Consider the following 15,438-nt stretch of genomic DNA (forward strand, 5'->3'; position numbering starts at 1 on the left):
CTATACTTAATAAAAATAAAGTGATAGAAAAAAGGCATATGTCGTTATTTGATACTGGTGGACTAATTAGTTAATATTTCAGCCCATTAATACCCTTTGGGTAAAGCTTTTTATCTGTAAAAAACTTTTGTTTAGCAATAGGATATACTAAAGCAGAGCCATTAATAAGAACATGAATTATAACTATAAATAAAAACGAGTTAATTCTTGTCCACATTAAACCAAGAATTAATCCAATAGATGTATGATAAGTAATACATTGACCAAATCTAACACTCATCCTTCTAAATCCATAGTTGCTTTTAATAAAGAATATATGTCCTACACCAAAGAATAAGGCACTAATAATTATTGCCTCAGCCTCGCCTAGTGGCATTAAAATACCAATTAAAAATACACGAAAGAAAAATTCTTCAACAATACCTACATGGATTAATTGAATACAACAGACAATAATTAATGATTCTATATATCGTCTTATACCTAACATTTTGAAAAGCAAATTATATCTGTTTACTTTATTCCAAGCAAAAAATATTACTACAAATATTAGACATATAATAATCAGTGCAAATATTAGACTACTTAGAGACATACTTTCATAAAATAAAAAGGATAGATCATTACCAAAATATCTAATAGTTATCAAGGGTACAGCTACAAGAACGATATATTTACGTATTGTGTCCTGCAATCTATATCCATAATAAGTTATATTTAGAAATTTTAAATAATACAAAGGAATAAATAAAATTATGCAGAAAATAATTGTTAGAACACTAAATAATACTGGAATATCAAAGTAAGAACTTATATTCTTGTCAAATAAAATCAACAGAGTTATAATTATAATAATTGAAGAGCATGTTATGTATAGCCCAACTTTAAACGTATTTTTACCTTTAGCATTGTATAAAGCATAAAATGAATATACATATAGAACTAATACGATTGTATATAAAAAAATTTTCAAATAATAATTTTCCATATATATCTCCTTAATAAATACATATAGTTTTTAAAAAGTCATTTATAAAATTTAACTTCAGAAATAAAATTGTGTATCTATATAAACTCTATGAATAGTATGTTGTATATTTACTTCAACACTTACTCTATTCTCCAGTCAATTTTTTTTATAATAAAAGAGAATGTTATAACTATAAATACTATCAAAGCCAAAATATTTAAGTAAAGAGACATATCAACTATACCTTTTAAAGAAGATCTAAAAGCATTTGCCGCATAACTGGTAGGGAATAGATATGATGTATATTGAATAAGTTTAGGGAGATTTTCTAATGGTATCAACACTGGAGAAAGAAAAGTTACAATTACTATTGTAATAGAATTCATCACATTTGCATGATGTCCATTTCTAGCATAAACACCCATTATTACTCCTAATCCTACCATAGCTAATCCTGATAAAATTATAACAGCTATAATTATAGGGTGAAAAACTATTTCAAAACCAAGCCATACCTTTCCAACTAGTAAGACCATAAGCATTCCAGGTATTGAAAATAATGTGCTTATAGAAGTAATACCTAAAATTAGCTGCATCTTAGATATTGGTAAAACAGAGTAAAAGTCTAAATCATTACGTTGTCTACCCCATGCTAAGTCATTACATATAGACTGCATCGGTCCTAAAACCAAGCTTAAAACTACATTTCCAGATGTTATGTAAAGTGCAGTTTCCAAGTCATCTATTGCTCCAGAAAACTTCATAAAAACCAAGACTCCTAAGGGTAATAAAGGTGCTATCAACAAATGAAAATACCATTCATTTCGTACATTTGCCCACCTTATAAAGGCTATATTTAAAAAACCTTGAATCCAGTAAGTTACCCTGTTGATTAAAGAAGTATCTTTATTGACTATAACTTTTCCATCATTAATGTAACTATCAATTAATTTCATCTAATCCCCTCCTTCTTTAACTGAATGTAAACATCTTCTAAATTAGGAGTTGATATATTAAAATCATTAAACTTTTCTAAACCTATATTTTCTATTAATATTTTAATTGCGCTTTGTATATATTCTTTATCACAATATATTATAAAGTGCGATTCATCCAATGGAACAACTTTATAGATGGAAGAGTCCTTAAATAAATTTATTAGGTTGGTTTTTTCCATAGCATTAAACTTTAAATCTAACTTAATTTGATTAGAAATTTTATCCTTTAATTCTCCTACAGTCCCTATTGCCCTGATTGAGCCATTGTTTATTAGTCCAACTCTTTGTAAAACCCTTTCCGCTTCAACCACATTGTGGGTTACTAAAACTATAGTTGTATTTTTTTCTCTGTTTAAAGTCATAATTTTGTTCCATACTATCTTTCTAACTTCAGGGTCTAATCCATCTGTAGGTTCATCTAGTATTAAAATTTCTGGATTTGCTATTAGAGCTATACAGAAAGCTACTAATCTATTTTCGCCTCCTGAAAGTTTGTTTAAAGGTCGTTTATCTATACGATTCAAATCAAACTCATCCATTAAGGTCTTAACCTCTACTTTTGTAGCTTCATTAGTTAGGCCTTTTAACTTACATGTTACTCTTATAGCCTCACTAGCAGTTAAGTCTCCTAATGCACCTATGCGTTGAGGCATGTAACCTAAGAAATATGTAAGAACTTCTGGATTTGAATTTATTTTCTGATCATAAAAATGTATATCTCCTTCATCTGGTTTTAATAAACCAACCATTTGCTTAACTAATGTTGACTTCCCTGCTCCATTTGGACCTAAAAAACCTATTATTTCTCCTCTTTTAATACTAAATGTAATATTTTTATTGGCTTCCACTTTTCCATTATTAAACGACTTGCAAACATCATTAATACTATAAATGTGCAATTTTTAAAACTCCTCTCTATAAACTTATCCCTGCGTCTACTATAATATTTGCACCCGTAATGTGTCTTGATTCATAGGAAGTTAAAAAATATACAATATCCGCAATTGACTCTGGTGTTATAATTTCAGCCATGGGTGATTGCTTAATCAATTGAATTTTATCTTTAAATGATAACTTATTTTTGGAATAACGTCCTGAAAATCCTGTATTTATAACACTTCCTGGCGAAACTATATTAACTCTTATCTTGTTTTTTGCTAACTGTTTTGCCAAGCTAAAACTCAAAGAAACTAATCCTGCCTTTGAAGCTGAGTAAGCTAAATATTTTGAGTTTTTTTTTGTGCCACTAATAGATCCTATATTAATAATGCTAGAGTCTGATGAGTGCCTTAACAATGGCAAACAATATTTACAAGTTAGAAATACTGCCGTTAAGTTCACAGATATTACTTCTTCAAATTTTTTTTTATTTAAGTCGGTCAGTGATATTTCATCTTCTATTATGCCCGCACAGTTAACAAGTGCATTTATTTCACTAAATTCACCTGAAATGATATTAAAGCTTTTCTCTATAGCTCTCTCATCTTTCAACTCTGTTTTCAAGTATGTATAGTTATCAATAATATTTGAAGAATTTTGTTCTCTATCTAAAACAACAACCTTCCACTTATTTTCTAAAAATTTTTCAGCAACTTTCTGTCCAATACCAGAACACCCACCTGTTATTACAGCAACTCTCATATAATTTTCTCCTCACCACTCTTAAAGTATCATATTTGAATGACTTCGTTGGTTTTTTTATATTCTTGTTGTTATATTATTGCTAAAAATTACGTAAATCAGACCTTACTTAACACGGAAGAAAAAATTTTTCTAAGCCCTCTAACCTGCTTTTAAAATCTTCATTATTAAAACAATTTCCATTTAGATATTTTAAATGGGAATGCAAAGCTCTCCTTTTACCTGATATTTGTTTAGATAATCTCATTTTCAATGCTGTTCCATTCATAGTCATCATCATCATTTAATAAGTAACTACATCCATTATAACTGTAACTAAACATCGTTGTAGTTATGAACATAAATAATAAGCTAACTAAAAGTAAAATTCTTTTCACCTTAATCCCCCCTCATAGTACTATAATCAAATATTACAATATTTTTTGAATATTCACAAGGGACATTGATGTCCCTTGACATTGTGTTATAAGTATGGTAAATAGGAGTGATGAAATTGCAATATAAACTTAATTATTTTGGCCAATATTTAAGAGATTTACGGGAAAAGTTAAGGCTTTCTCAAAGTGACGTTTGTGATTTATCTGGTGTAAGTGAAAAAACTTTGCGTAGAATCGAGGCCGGTAAGGTTCTGCCAAAGTTTGAAACTTTGGAGATTTTGTCTTCTATTTATAAAAAGGACTTAAACCTTTTATTGCTAGAGTATAGAGATGAAGCTTATCCACTTTTTTTAGATGCACAAAATAAGTTAGAAAAAAGGCTTAATGAAAACGACATCGCTAATTTAAATAAAATTTTAAAAGAATTAGAGTATTTATCAAAAATAATGCAAAGTGATTATTATGTTCTCCTAACCAGACAGTTAATCTTGCTAACTGAAGCAGTTGTATTGTATAAGCTCGATAAAAAATTCAATGAAGCATACTATAGACTGCTAAATGCGATAAAACTGACTACCTCAGATTTTAACTTAGATAATTATACAGATTTTGCATACTCGTCTATGGAAGTTAGGATCTTAATGAATATTGCTTTTGTTTTAAATAAGCTTGGTGATAAGGAAAAGTATATAGAAATTATGGAGTTTATATTTGATTACATAGAATACAGCGATAGTATTTACCCGAAGATATGCCATAACTTAGGAGTGGCTTACAAACGAGCAGAAAAGTATAAAAAAGCTGTAAAATTTGCTGAACTGGGAATCGAGTACTGTAAAGAAAACCAGCAATTTAACGGATTGCCTATACTTTATTATGGAAAAGGAGTAGCAGAGTTTTCTTTGCAAGATGATGAATATATTCGCTCTATAAAAAAAGCAATCTATCTATGCGAAGCCTGCGGCAATAAAAAATTAAAAAGCTTCATACTATCCAAATGCAAAAACTCTCTAAAGCCCCAATTTGATTTTGAAGCAGTTTGTCTTGATGATTGAATGGGTGTTTTGCTATAGATACTGATATTAAGCAAAAAAATATCCCCTTTCGGGGATATTTTTTAATTTGACATAAAATTAGTCTTCTTTCATCATTTCCGGTTGCATATTCAAAATAAAGTTCCTGATTGTTTTTGCACTTAGTAATGCCTCTTGCATATCACTTTCCTCAAGAATTAACTGCATTGGATACCTAGGTTGTACACCATAAGCTGTTAGGTCAGAACATTGATCTGCTATTTCAGCAAAGCTGTCAGATATATTAGAACATAACTTCTGTAATTGACTTAAATCATGGGTCTTTGGTGGATTCATCCCATGTAATATTAAATATCCTTTTAGATATTTTTCCGCGGACTGTTGACAGTGATAACAGATAATCTCAATAGGAAGAGGGCGCATTTTAAGTAGGTATTCGGCGCTCTTTAAATCCATTTCTGCAAGCCTCTGCCATTCTTTTGCACTCGCTAGGCTATCCATAGACCACCATTCCTTCCTGCGCTATTTGGCGCTCTATAGATGGGATATATTTCCGTTTGTTGAATATATTTTTCTTGCTTACTATTACATCTACTGGCATAGTTTTTTTATCTCTAATAGCTTTGTTTATCAGCTTCATTGCATCTATTTCTCGGATGTCAGCATCCTCTTTTATTACAACAAAAATATCTAGATCTGAATCAGCGTGTGGTATACCAGTTACATATGATCCAAAAAGAAAAATCTGTTCAACAGGAACAATACCTATAATAATGTCTATAAGCATATCCAGTTCGTCCTTTACTTTTTTCTCCACACTAACACCTCCACAAGCTTATACATATATAACATATTATATCATAATATGCTTAATTTATCTTCTTTTCTGACTAATGTCTTTCTCAGTAGTGATATAAATAGATTAAAACCCTTGTTAAAACGTATCCTATTTCCTTGTACCCCTTGGTCGTAGACACACACAAGTCCTAAGCTGTTTTCGGCTTAGGACTTGTTTTATTTCATATTGATTATTATGGTGGAGGCGGGGCGTACCGCCCCCCCTTCCACATTAAGTTTTGCGTAGTTGACATTACTTTTACATGATTCCATCTCAGGACAGAAGGGACTGGAATACTTGTCCCACTGGGGAACGTGTTACAAGTATTCCAGTCCCTTCTGTCCCTTGGTCTTTACGAAAAAAATCCTAAGCTTTTTCCGCTTAGGATTTTTTCCGTATTTTCCACAACAAAGAAGATGGGCGCTGACCAATGGGCCAGGTTGTTTAAAAGTGCTCAGATTTGAGGCGTAGAACACTCACATTCTTGGATTCCCATATGAGCATGTGTGTGTCCTACAACAAAGAAGATGGGTGCTGACCCAAATGGGCCAGACTGCTCAAAAGTGCCCAGTTTCAGCAACAAAGAAGATAGGTGCTTGACCCAACTGGGCCAGGCTGTTTAAAAGTGCTCAGATTTGAGGCGCAATTGTAATCCCAGGGCGGGAGCGTATAAATCAATACGTGACTGGTCTGGGATTGATGCTAGAATAAAAATAGGAGAACTTAAACATAGTAATTTCTGTATCTGATATAATATAGAAGTCAGATAAGGAGAGATTTATTATGAGTAAAAAAAACAAAAGATATAGTGAAGAGTTTAAACAGGATGCCGTCAATTATTATTACTCCTCTGGAAAATCAATAAAAGCATCTGCATCAGATCTTAATATTAGTTCCTCGGGTCTTGCAGGATGGATTAATAGTGCTAAAGCAAATGAAGGGGTTGTCAACCACCGTGGCTCGGGAAATTATTCATCCGATGCTGAAAAAGAAATTGCTAAATTAAAAAAAGAATTAAGAGACAAAGAGGATGCACTTAATATCTTAAAAAAGGCCATAGGCATACTGAACGAAGATTAACTGAAGCAATCTATATAGAGGTAAAAGCAGCCTCGGAAAAGCGCCGAATTTCAGTTAACAGTGTGCTTAAAAAACTAGGCGTTTCATCATCAGGTTATTATAGCTGGAAAAAGAGAACCACCTCAAACCAAGAGTTAAGAAAAAGATCTCTTTGCACAGAAATTACCGAGATATATAATGAATCACATCAAATATATGGAGCACCTAAGATCACTTCTATATTAAAATCCAGAGGGCATGCAGTATCAGAAAAGACTGTGGGCAACTATATGAAAGAGCTTGGTATTAAAGCAATTTGGGTAAGTCCTTATACGAGAACTACAATAGACCCAGATTTTGATTCTAAGCTTAAAAATGTATTAGATAGAAACTTCAACCCCAAAGCCCCTAATACAGTGTGGGTAACAGATATTACTTATATCCCCACAATTACAGGATTTGTATATTTAACATCAGTAATGGACCTATATTCAAGAGCTATAGTAGGTTGGCATCTGTCAGATAGTTTATCTACTGCTGGGGTTGTTAAAGCCATTGAAAATTCTAAGAGAAATAATGTTTTAGATACTCCTGTTATTATTCATAGTGACAGAGGGATTCAGTATGTTTCAAAAGCATATTTAAAAGCAACTCCAGCTGAAAAATTTATTCACAGCTATTCAAGGAAAGGTAATCCCTGGGATAATGCTGTAATAGAATCATTCCATTCTTTAATAAAAAGGGAATGGCTTAATAGGTATGTTATTAAAAACCTTATGCATGCTCATGAGTTAGTCTTTGAATATATAGATGCTTTTTATAATACCAAAAGAATTCACGGTCACTGTAAAATGGAGTCGCCCCATGAGTTTGAAAAAAAACATGCTATATAAATTAGATTACAGGTTTACTAAATTTAACTTGTCCTTTTTCTTGACATAGAACCAGATGGGTGCTGACCCAAGCTGGGCCAGGCTGCTCAAAAGTGCACAGATTCTAGGCGCGAAACTGCCCCAACACCGGAGCGTATGAACTAATACGTGAGGATGTTGGGGCAGTTTCAGCAACAACGAAGATGGGTGCTTTTGAGCTGTCTGGGGCTAGCGGTTGTCTATTTTCTCTGGGTATAAATCATGCCCCATCATTCTCTCTTCCGCCATTTTTTCAAATTTTGTCCCTTTTTTGCCATAGTTGCAGTAGGGGTCTATGCTTATTCCCCCTCTTGGGGTAAATTTGCCCCATACTTCTATGTATTTTGGGTCCATTAGTTTGATTAGGTCTTTCATTATTATGTTCATGGAGTCTTCATGGAAGTCGCCGTGGTTTCTGAAGCTAAATAGGTATAGTTTTAGCGACTTGCTTTCCACCATGTGTTTGTCGGGGATGTAGCTTATATATACTGTGCCAAAGTCTGGTTGGTTTGTTTTGGGGCATAGGGTGGTAAACTCTGGGCAGTTAAATTTTACGAAGTAGTCGTTTTCGGTGTGCTTGTTTTCAAAGGTTTCTAGCACCTCTGGGGTGTAGTCAAACTGGTATTTGTTGTTTTGGTTTCCTAGTAGGGTTACTCCTTCTAGTTCTTCGTCTTTTCTTCCTTTTTTAGATTCCATTTATTTTGCCTCCTCTTTTTTTTGTAGGTATTTTTCTAGTCCTTGGGCTCTTAACTGACATGCTGGACATGTTTTACAGCCTGTGCCTATGATTCCGTTGTAGCAGGTTAGGGTTTTTTCTATGACATAATCTAGCTTGCCTAGCTTGTCTGCTAGCTGCCAGGCATCTGCTTTGTCCATCCACATAAGGGGCGTGTGAATTACGTATGGGTAGTCCATGGATAAATTTAGAGTTACGTCTAGAGATTTGATAAATACATCTCTACAGTCGGGGTATCCGCTAAAGTCTGTTTGGCAAACGCCGGTTACTATGTGCCGGGCCCCTTTTTGCTTTGCCAGCACCGCTGCAAATGTTAAAAATAGCATGTTTCTGCCATCTACGGCGGTGGACGGTAGCTCTCCCTCTTTTTCCTCCACATCTATGTCATCTCTTGTAAGTGCGTTGGGAGCTAGTTGATTTAACAGGGACATATCTAGGATGTGATGTTCTATGTTTTGTTCTTTGGCAATTTCTGCTGCACATTCTAGCTCCTTTTTATGCCGCTGATTGTAGTCAAAAGATACGGCAATTACTTCGTCAAATTTTTCCATTGCCCAAAAAAGGCAGGTGGTGGAGTCTTGTCCGCCGCTAAATACTACTACTGCTTTTTCCATTTTTGATTTCCCCTTTCACTGTATTTAAGTATGTTAAAAACTATTATCATACTCCTCTTAAATCAGGAGGCCATATTATTTTGTGGAGCTGTAGCTGAAGTCTAACTTTATTTTGTTTTTTCTCTTTCATAAACTGCACTATCTCTTTAGGCTCTATCTTACCTAAAACCGGACTAAGATACACAAGACATTTTTGAGTCAAACTGTACTCATTTAAAATGTTATATGCAGTTTTTAAATCCTGTCCACTTCCTACTACAAACTTATATACATCCTTTTCGGTAACTGCTTCTAAGTTGCTTTTGTCCATATGCTGTTCCATTTTGCTTGCAGGCAATTTATAGTCTAAAATAAACCTTACGTTTTGCCCACAGTTTTCCCTTGTTAGTTTGTCTTTAAACCTGTCAATTGGAACGCTGCCGTTGGTTTCTATTTGAATTTTTAGCTCATTTTTTTTAGATAAAAAGATTAAAAGCTTATCTATATCTTTTTGTATTAGCGGCTCACCGCCGGTTATTGTCACGTTTTGGGTGCCGTTTTGGGATATAAAATCATAAATTTCTTCTGATGTCATTTTCTCTCCGACAACATTGGCGCTGGTGGAGTAATGTGTGTCACACCAAGAACATTCTAAATTACAACCCCCAAATCTAATAAATGTAGAAATCTCTCCAGCAGTAGGCCCTTCTCCGTCGATGCTGCAAAACTTTTCTATTATATTATATTTAGTCATTATCGGCCTCTGTATAGATGCAGCTGTTTGTGGGGGTCTCAAAAAGTTCAACCTCATGGATGTCTAAGCCCTTGTCTTTTAGCATATGGTATATATGCCGTGACATTTCTTCTGCTGTGGGACGATATGGAACTGTTAGTATTTTAAATGATTGTGGGCTATTTTCTATCCCCTTTATTAAGCCTTGTCCAACCTCATCGTCTTCTACGATTAGCTTGTGGTCAAAGTAGTCTTCTATTTCTTTGAGGGCTTTTTTTATGGTGCCAAAGTCCTCCACCATGCCCCGAAGCTGCCCTTCTTTTTTTACGTCCTCTCCCTTTACCTTAGCGATAAGCCGATATCTATGTCCGTGGATGTTGGAGCATTTACCTTCATAATTGCTAAGGTAGTGAGCTAGGTCAAACTGTACTTCTGCTTTTAATATGAACATATTACGCCTCCTAATTTAAACTCCTTAAATTTAGACAAATAAAAAGGGACGCAACTGTCCCCTTTGATAGTTGCCTAGTTTTGTTTTATGACAGGATGGTCAATGAACTGTCCTTATAGTATTTTAAATTATCGTAAAAAGTATAACATAAAGATGTAAATATATGAAGTATAAATACCAAAAGTCTTCGTTAAGGCGGTTCGGACTCTTTGGGGTTAGGAACAATGAATAGTTTGGCATACCATCTACTGTTGGGGCGACACGGAGGTTCGCCCCCTACCCTATGAAGGGGTTTTACTCCCTTTATGGCAGAACGGTTGTCATACCATCTACTTTTGGGTGACACGGAGGTTCGCTCCCTACTCTATGAAGGGGTTGGGCTCCCTTGATGGCAGAACTTTTTGGCATACCATCTACTGATGGGGCGACACGGAGGTTCGCCCCCTACCCTATGGGGGGTTTGCTCCCTTTATGGCAGAACTGATGGCACTCCCCCTCCTCTGCCAAGGGTTTAAATACAGCTTTATGACGTTTTCATTAATTGGAGAAAGGATACAGCAATTTTTTATCCGTGTTTTTTTATTTTTATATAATTTAGGTTGAGATTTAGGTTCTCTTTTTTACGTAACGCTAATAACCCTAACCTCACAGGAATCTTTTTCCTACATCTTTATAAAGCAGGATTTTTTAAGCTCTATCTAGAATAAATATTTCACTACCGTTGTGTTTTTTAAAACATAACGGGTTAAAACAACAAAGGGGGTAACATAAATGAAAAAACTAGTATTTGCAGTATTAGTATCAACCTTTTTTTTAGTAGGTTGTTCCCCTAGTGATGAAGCAGCACTCACTTTAGCTACAACTACTAGTACAGATGATTCTGGTCTATTGGATGAGCTATTACCGATATTTGAAGAAGAAACAGGGCATCAAGTAGATGTGATTGCGGTAGGAACAGGTCAAGCTTTGGAAATTGGCAGAAGAGGGGATGCTGATATTCTATTGGTGCATGCAAAAGAACTGGAAAAAGAATTTGTAGAAAATGGCTATGGGACAGAAAGATTCACTGTAATGTACAATGACTATATTTTTTTAGGTCCAGTAGAAGATGTTGCCAATGTTAAAGATAGTAGTAATGTTGATGAAGGGTTAAGTAAAATTTACCAAGCTGGACAAAATAATGAAACTAATTTCAACTCTCGAGGCGATAACTCCGGAACACATAACAAGGAAAAGAGTCTATGGGAGTATTATGATTTTAATGCCGAAGGGAAAAATTGGTATAATTCCTTAGGACAAGGAATGGGCGATACCTTAATTGCCTCAAATGAAATGGGTGCTTATACATTAACAGATAGAGGTACTTTTTTATCAATGAAGGATAAACTAGAAAACTTACAGATTGTTTTAGAGGGGGATGATTTATTGCATAATCCTTATGGAATAATTCCTGTTAACCCCAATAAGTTTTCCAATGTAAATAGTGAGGCAGCACAAGAGCTTGTTGAGTTTTTTATTAGAGAAGATATTCAAGATATGATAGGTGAGTATGGTATCGAAAATTTTGGCCAACCTTTATTCTTTCCTAATGCCTACTAACAGAATTTGCAGGAGGTTTATTAAATGGACGTATTTATCTCTGGGCTCTTAGAAGCTATAAGTTTACTATTGAACTTAGATCCATACGTAACAAATATTATATTCGTCTCAATGCGAGTATCTGGTATAGCTTTGATAATAGCTACATTAGTTGGGGTACCGCTAGGAGCTTTTTTAGGATTGGCTAAGTTCCCTGGCAAACATTTTGCAATTGCCTTATTATACACTGGAATGGGGCTTCCACCGGTTGTAGTGGGTTTATTTGTTTTTGTGCTTTTATCAAGCGCCGGACCGTTAGGTTCGCTGGAATGGTTATTTACCCCCTATGCTATAATTGTTGCACAATCAATTATAGCCTTTCCTCTAGTAGCTGGTTTCACAATGACTGCTGTTATGGGAGTAGATAAAACCTTATTGCTTCAGCTAGAGGCACTTGGTGCTACAAAAAAACAAGCACTGTGGGCCACCATAAAAGAAGCTAGACTTGGAGTGTTGGTTGCTGTAATTGCAGGGTTTGGAACGATTATATCAGAGGTTGGAGCGGTGATGTTAGTAGGAGGTAATATAGCTGGTAGGACTAGGGTTCTGACTAGTGCAATTGTTTTAGAAACAAGGCAAGGCAACTTCGGTATTGCCATGTCTTTTGGTATTATTTTGCTAACTATAACTTTTATAGTTAATTTTGTTATGCTACTTTTCCAAAGAAAGAAGTTGATAGGAAGTGACTAATCAGAATATATTCCAACTTAAAAATGTTTCTAAATCATATGGTAAAAAAACTGTGCTAAATATTGATAACTTAAATATTATAAAAGGGGAAATATTGGCGTTAGTGGGTCCAAGCGGCGCTGGTAAAAGCACATTACTAAGGTTAATGAATTTTGTTGAAAGTGCTGATACAGGTGAAATCATTTATATGGATAAAAAATATAACAACAAGTCCCGTCCGAAACTAAGTGCCAAACGCACAATAACTACAGTTTTTCAAAGACCATCATTAATGAATACATCTGTATGGAAAAATATTGTTTATCCTCTTAAAATAAGAAATATAGAAATTGATGAGCATAAAATAAATCAACTTATATCAAAACTAGGGTTATCTAAACTAAAAAATCAAAAAGCAGATAAATTATCCGGTGGCGAAGCCCAACGTGTTTCTATAGGTAGAGCTTTAGTATTTAATCCACAAGTTCTACTTTTAGATGAACCTACTTCTAATTTAGATCCAACCAACGTAAAAATTATAGAAGATATTATTGACGATTATGTAAAAAAAGAAAAAGCCACGGTAATAATGGTCACTCATAATATATTTCAAGCAAAGCGACTTGCTGATAAAGTATGTTTGATAAATCAGGGCAACCTTGTAGAAATAAATGATAAAAATACATTTTTTGATAACCCACAACATTCCATAACAAAAAAGTTTTTATCTGGTGAGTTAATATACTAGAAAGGTAGGTAGAGTTAAGCCATGAAACTAAAGTTTAGGATCTGGCTAGAAAATGAAGAAGATGAGCTTGTAATAGGCCAAGGATTGTTTACGCTACTTAACCTAATTAAAAGTACTGGCTCTATCAACAAATCAGCAAAAGCCCTTAACATGTCTTATCGTACCGCTTGGGGGAAAATAAAAAAGGCAGAAATCAGGTATGGCTGTGAGTTAGTAAAAAAGAAATCTGGTGGAAAATCAGGCGGTGGCACTACTTTAACAAAAGGTGGAGAACAACTTCTTACAAATTTTGATAACCTTAATCAAGAAGCTGAAAAATATATGGAGACTCTATTTAATCAATATTTATAATATAAACAATCAGTCAGGGTTTAAGTAATCCTGACTGATTGTTTATATTATAAATACTAGAAAAAAACATTTAAATAAGAGTAAAATATTTACTGAATACGATTTGGCTTTAGAGAACCATCATATAAAAAAAAGTGATAACATTATAGCTTGTGCGTTGTATAAAATGATGTTATCCTATTTATAAAAATAGATTATATTTTTCTTGCTAATGTGATTAAGTTCACTAATTTAATTTCTAGGAGGTTTTAATATTATGAATAAAGAGGTTAGTATTAAGAAAATCCGAGAAGAGGCAGAGGAACTATACCGTGAAGGTAAATTTTTCTGTTCAGAAGCCATTGTTTATTCGATAAAAGAAAACTTTCAATTAGACATGCCTGATGAAATGGTAGCAATGGCATCTGGGTTTCCTGTAGGTATTGGAAAGTCTAAATGTCTTTGTGGTGCTGTATCTGGTGGTGTTATGGCTTTAGGCTATTTTTTAGGTAGAACAAAGCCGGGTGATTCTAAAGTTGCTAAAACATTAGAACTAGCTAATGAACTTCAACAAAGTTTTAAAGACAACCACAAAGTGCTGTGCTGTAAGGTGCTAACCCATGGGATGGATATGGGATCTGGAGAGCATAAAAAGCAATGTATCGCATTTACCGGTGAAGTAGCAGAAAAAACAGCAGAAATCATCGTTCGTGAGTTGGGCTTGATAAATATCGATGAAGCTATGGGAGCATAGTTAAAATGGGTGATATTATTAAAAAAACACCTTATCCAATTGCTGGCCTTATGCTAGCATGTGCAACTTTGGGTAACCTTTTAGCTATCTATGGAAGCTTTTTTAGATATTTGTTTGGTGCTTTGGCTTTTTGTATTTTGGCTCTTATACTGATAAAAGTAATAGTTATGCCCAAAAGCTTAGTCACCGCCTTTGAAAATCCAGTAGTTGCCAGTGTTTTGCCAACTTTTTCTATGGGACTTATGGTTCTATCAACCTATTTCACTTCATTTATTTTATTCGCAAATGTAATGTGGTTCTCAGCAGTATTACTCCACTTAATACTTATGGCAGTTTTTACTTTTAAATATATTTTAAATTTTGACATTAAAGCTGTATTCCCCAGTTATTTTGTGGTTTACGTAGGTTTAGTGGTGGGCAGCATTTCTGCGCCAGCAATAGGCCAACAAAGTATAGGTCAAGTTATATTTTGGTTTGGCTTTTTATCATATTTAGTGCTATTACCTTTTGTACTTTACAGAGTTATAAAAATAAAAGCAATGCAACCACCAGCATTACCTACATTGGTTATATTAACTGCACCTGCTAGCCTTTGTCTTGCTGGGTATATAAGCTCATTTCCCCAACCTAACAATGCTCTTATATACTTTCTATCGGGATTAGCTTTTGTAATGTTTGTAGCGGTAGCAATTAAAATTCCTAACCTTTTAAAAAGTGAATTTTACCCCAGCTTTTCAGCTTTTACTTTTCCCTTTGTGATTACTGCTGTAGCTTTTAAAAATTTAAGTTCAATAAATGATTTTTATGGGTATATGATTTTTGCAAGGTTTTTAGAGATTTGGGCTACCATAATGGTAATATACGTAGTAATCAGATACTTAATGTTCCTATTATCTTTAGAGTTCCCAATAGCACAGACTAAAAAGAAACAAGCCAACTAAGATGTTGGCTTGTTTCT

The 15,438-nt window shown here is 34.1% G+C and carries 19 protein-coding genes; 9 read left to right on the plus strand and 10 right to left on the minus strand.

All coding sequences use genetic code 11. From position 1 onward, the window contains the following. Positions 1-70: 70 nt before the first annotated feature. The 4 genes from PRVXT_RS11375 to PRVXT_RS11390 all read right to left on the minus strand — a co-directional run bounded on the left by PRVXT_RS11375 (position 71) and on the right by PRVXT_RS11390 (position 3,609). Positions 71-502, minus strand: a complete 432-nt coding sequence (locus PRVXT_RS11375; protein ID WP_350342987.1) for a CPBP family intramembrane glutamic endopeptidase — start codon at positions 500-502, stop codon at positions 71-73. A gap of 608 nt (positions 503-1,110) precedes the next feature. Continuing rightward, on the minus strand, positions 1,111-1,926 hold the full coding sequence (locus PRVXT_RS11380; protein WP_350342988.1) for an ABC transporter permease: 816 nt from the start codon (positions 1,924-1,926) through the stop codon (positions 1,111-1,113). Then, positions 1,923-2,867 (minus strand): ABC transporter ATP-binding protein, encoded by a 945-nt coding sequence (locus PRVXT_RS11385; protein WP_350342989.1) that lies wholly within the window; start codon positions 2,865-2,867, stop codon positions 1,923-1,925. The genes PRVXT_RS11380 and PRVXT_RS11385 overlap by 4 nt, the downstream gene beginning before the upstream one ends. A 16-nt stretch (positions 2,868-2,883) precedes the next feature. After that, the gene (locus tag PRVXT_RS11390; protein WP_350342990.1) at positions 2,884-3,609 is read right to left on the minus strand and encodes an SDR family NAD(P)-dependent oxidoreductase; all 726 of its coding nucleotides are present in this window, start codon (positions 3,607-3,609) and stop codon (positions 2,884-2,886) included. 493 nt (positions 3,610-4,102) lie between these two features. On the opposite strand from PRVXT_RS11390, the gene PRVXT_RS11395 reads away from it, so the two are divergent. After that, the gene (locus tag PRVXT_RS11395) at positions 4,103-5,041 is read left to right on the plus strand and encodes a helix-turn-helix domain-containing protein (RefSeq protein WP_350342991.1); all 939 of its coding nucleotides are present in this window, start codon (positions 4,103-4,105) and stop codon (positions 5,039-5,041) included. Between the two features lie 78 nt (positions 5,042-5,119). Here PRVXT_RS11395 and PRVXT_RS11400 read toward each other — a convergent pair whose 3' ends face one another. Further along, positions 5,120-5,521, minus strand: a complete 402-nt coding sequence (locus PRVXT_RS11400; RefSeq protein WP_350342992.1) for a HEPN domain-containing protein — start codon at positions 5,519-5,521, stop codon at positions 5,120-5,122. Then, a complete protein-coding gene (locus PRVXT_RS11405; RefSeq protein ID WP_350342993.1) occupies positions 5,514-5,837 on the minus strand; it encodes a nucleotidyltransferase domain-containing protein in 324 nt (107 codons plus the stop codon). The genes PRVXT_RS11400 and PRVXT_RS11405 overlap by 8 nt, the downstream gene beginning before the upstream one ends. 804 nt (positions 5,838-6,641) lie before the next feature. Here PRVXT_RS11405 and PRVXT_RS11410 point away from each other — a divergent pair. Both PRVXT_RS11410 and PRVXT_RS11415 read left to right on the plus strand, forming a co-directional pair. Continuing rightward, positions 6,642-6,938 carry a transposase gene (locus tag PRVXT_RS11410; protein WP_350342424.1) on the plus strand — a complete coding sequence of 99 codons (297 nt, stop codon included), beginning with the start codon at positions 6,642-6,644 and terminating at the stop codon, positions 6,936-6,938. 14 nt (positions 6,939-6,952) lie between these two features. Continuing rightward, the gene (locus PRVXT_RS11415) at positions 6,953-7,810 is read left to right on the plus strand and encodes an IS3 family transposase (protein WP_350345138.1); all 858 of its coding nucleotides are present in this window, start codon (positions 6,953-6,955) and stop codon (positions 7,808-7,810) included. A gap of 207 nt (positions 7,811-8,017) precedes the next feature. On the opposite strand, the gene queF is transcribed toward PRVXT_RS11415, so the two are convergent. Genes queF through queD form a run of 4 tightly spaced genes read right to left on the minus strand, consistent with a single transcriptional unit; the run spans position 8,018 to position 10,341 of the window. After that, complete coding sequence (gene queF / locus PRVXT_RS11420) at positions 8,018-8,524, minus strand: preQ(1) synthase (protein ID WP_350342994.1); 507 nt, start codon at positions 8,522-8,524, stop codon at positions 8,018-8,020. Further along, positions 8,525-9,178 (minus strand): 7-cyano-7-deazaguanine synthase QueC, encoded by a 654-nt coding sequence (queC, locus tag PRVXT_RS11425; protein ID WP_350342995.1) that lies wholly within the window; start codon positions 9,176-9,178, stop codon positions 8,525-8,527. 46 nt (positions 9,179-9,224) lie between these two features. Then, a complete protein-coding gene (gene queE / locus PRVXT_RS11430) occupies positions 9,225-9,911 on the minus strand; it encodes a putative 7-carboxy-7-deazaguanine synthase QueE (RefSeq protein WP_350342996.1) in 687 nt (228 codons plus the stop codon). Next, entirely contained in the window at positions 9,904-10,341 is a 438-nt protein-coding gene (gene queD, locus PRVXT_RS11435; RefSeq protein ID WP_350342997.1) for a 6-carboxytetrahydropterin synthase QueD, read from the minus strand. Before queD ends, queE begins: the two co-directional genes overlap by 8 nt. A gap of 771 nt (positions 10,342-11,112) precedes the next feature. Between queD and PRVXT_RS11440 the strand changes: the two genes are divergently transcribed. The 6 genes from PRVXT_RS11440 (at position 11,113) to PRVXT_RS11465 (ending at position 15,421) form a co-directional block, all read left to right on the plus strand. Then, positions 11,113-11,940, plus strand: coding sequence for a substrate-binding domain-containing protein (locus PRVXT_RS11440; RefSeq protein WP_350342998.1), 828 nt, complete (start codon positions 11,113-11,115; stop codon positions 11,938-11,940). Between the two features lie 24 nt (positions 11,941-11,964). Beyond that, positions 11,965-12,669 carry an ABC transporter permease gene (locus PRVXT_RS11445; RefSeq protein ID WP_350342999.1) on the plus strand — a complete coding sequence of 235 codons (705 nt, stop codon included), beginning with the start codon at positions 11,965-11,967 and terminating at the stop codon, positions 12,667-12,669. After that, the gene (locus PRVXT_RS11450; protein ID WP_350343000.1) at positions 12,662-13,396 is read left to right on the plus strand and encodes an ABC transporter ATP-binding protein; all 735 of its coding nucleotides are present in this window, start codon (positions 12,662-12,664) and stop codon (positions 13,394-13,396) included. Before PRVXT_RS11445 ends, PRVXT_RS11450 begins: the two co-directional genes overlap by 8 nt. 21 nt (positions 13,397-13,417) lie before the next feature. After that, entirely contained in the window at positions 13,418-13,747 is a 330-nt protein-coding gene (locus PRVXT_RS11455; protein ID WP_350343001.1) for a winged helix-turn-helix domain-containing protein, read from the plus strand. 256 nt (positions 13,748-14,003) lie between these two features. Beyond that, positions 14,004-14,480: a C-GCAxxG-C-C family protein gene (locus PRVXT_RS11460; RefSeq protein ID WP_350343002.1), complete on the plus strand. Its 477-nt coding sequence runs from the start codon at positions 14,004-14,006 to the stop codon at positions 14,478-14,480. 5 nt (positions 14,481-14,485) lie between these two features. Then, positions 14,486-15,421, plus strand: a complete 936-nt coding sequence (locus PRVXT_RS11465) for a TDT family transporter (RefSeq protein ID WP_350343003.1) — start codon at positions 14,486-14,488, stop codon at positions 15,419-15,421. Positions 15,422-15,438 lie beyond the last annotated feature (17 nt).

This window comes from Proteinivorax tanatarense, from assembly GCF_040267685.1.
Taxonomy (GTDB): domain Bacteria; phylum Bacillota; class Proteinivoracia; order Proteinivoracales; family Proteinivoracaceae; genus Proteinivorax; species Proteinivorax tanatarense.

What these genes read in the sequence shown, in the direction of transcription:
- PRVXT_RS11380 (WP_350342988.1), bottom strand. Translation starts at nt 1,926, where the DNA reads ATGAAATTAATTGATAGTTACATTAATGATGGAAAAGTTATAGTCAAT.
- PRVXT_RS11390 (WP_350342990.1), bottom strand. Translation starts at nt 3,609, where the DNA reads ATGAGAGTTGCTGTAATAACAGGTGGGTGTTCTGGTATTGGACAGAAA.
- PRVXT_RS11400 (WP_350342992.1), bottom strand. Translation starts at nt 5,521, where the DNA reads ATGGATAGCCTAGCGAGTGCAAAAGAATGGCAGAGGCTTGCAGAAATG.
- PRVXT_RS11410 (WP_350342424.1), top strand. Translation starts at nt 6,642, where the DNA reads ATGAGTAAAAAAAACAAAAGATATAGTGAAGAGTTTAAACAGGATGCC.
- queF (WP_350342994.1), bottom strand. Translation starts at nt 8,524, where the DNA reads ATGGAATCTAAAAAAGGAAGAAAAGACGAAGAACTAGAAGGAGTAACC.
- queC (WP_350342995.1), bottom strand. Translation starts at nt 9,178, where the DNA reads ATGGAAAAAGCAGTAGTAGTATTTAGCGGCGGACAAGACTCCACCACC.
- queE (WP_350342996.1), bottom strand. Translation starts at nt 9,911, where the DNA reads ATGACTAAATATAATATAATAGAAAAGTTTTGCAGCATCGACGGAGAA.
- queD (WP_350342997.1), bottom strand. Translation starts at nt 10,341, where the DNA reads ATGTTCATATTAAAAGCAGAAGTACAGTTTGACCTAGCTCACTACCTT.
- PRVXT_RS11440 (WP_350342998.1), top strand. Translation starts at nt 11,113, where the DNA reads ATGAAAAAACTAGTATTTGCAGTATTAGTATCAACCTTTTTTTTAGTA.
- PRVXT_RS11445 (WP_350342999.1), top strand. Translation starts at nt 11,965, where the DNA reads ATGGACGTATTTATCTCTGGGCTCTTAGAAGCTATAAGTTTACTATTG.
- PRVXT_RS11455 (WP_350343001.1), top strand. Translation starts at nt 13,418, where the DNA reads ATGAAACTAAAGTTTAGGATCTGGCTAGAAAATGAAGAAGATGAGCTT.
- PRVXT_RS11460 (WP_350343002.1), top strand. Translation starts at nt 14,004, where the DNA reads ATGAATAAAGAGGTTAGTATTAAGAAAATCCGAGAAGAGGCAGAGGAA.
- PRVXT_RS11465 (WP_350343003.1), top strand. Translation starts at nt 14,486, where the DNA reads ATGGGTGATATTATTAAAAAAACACCTTATCCAATTGCTGGCCTTATG.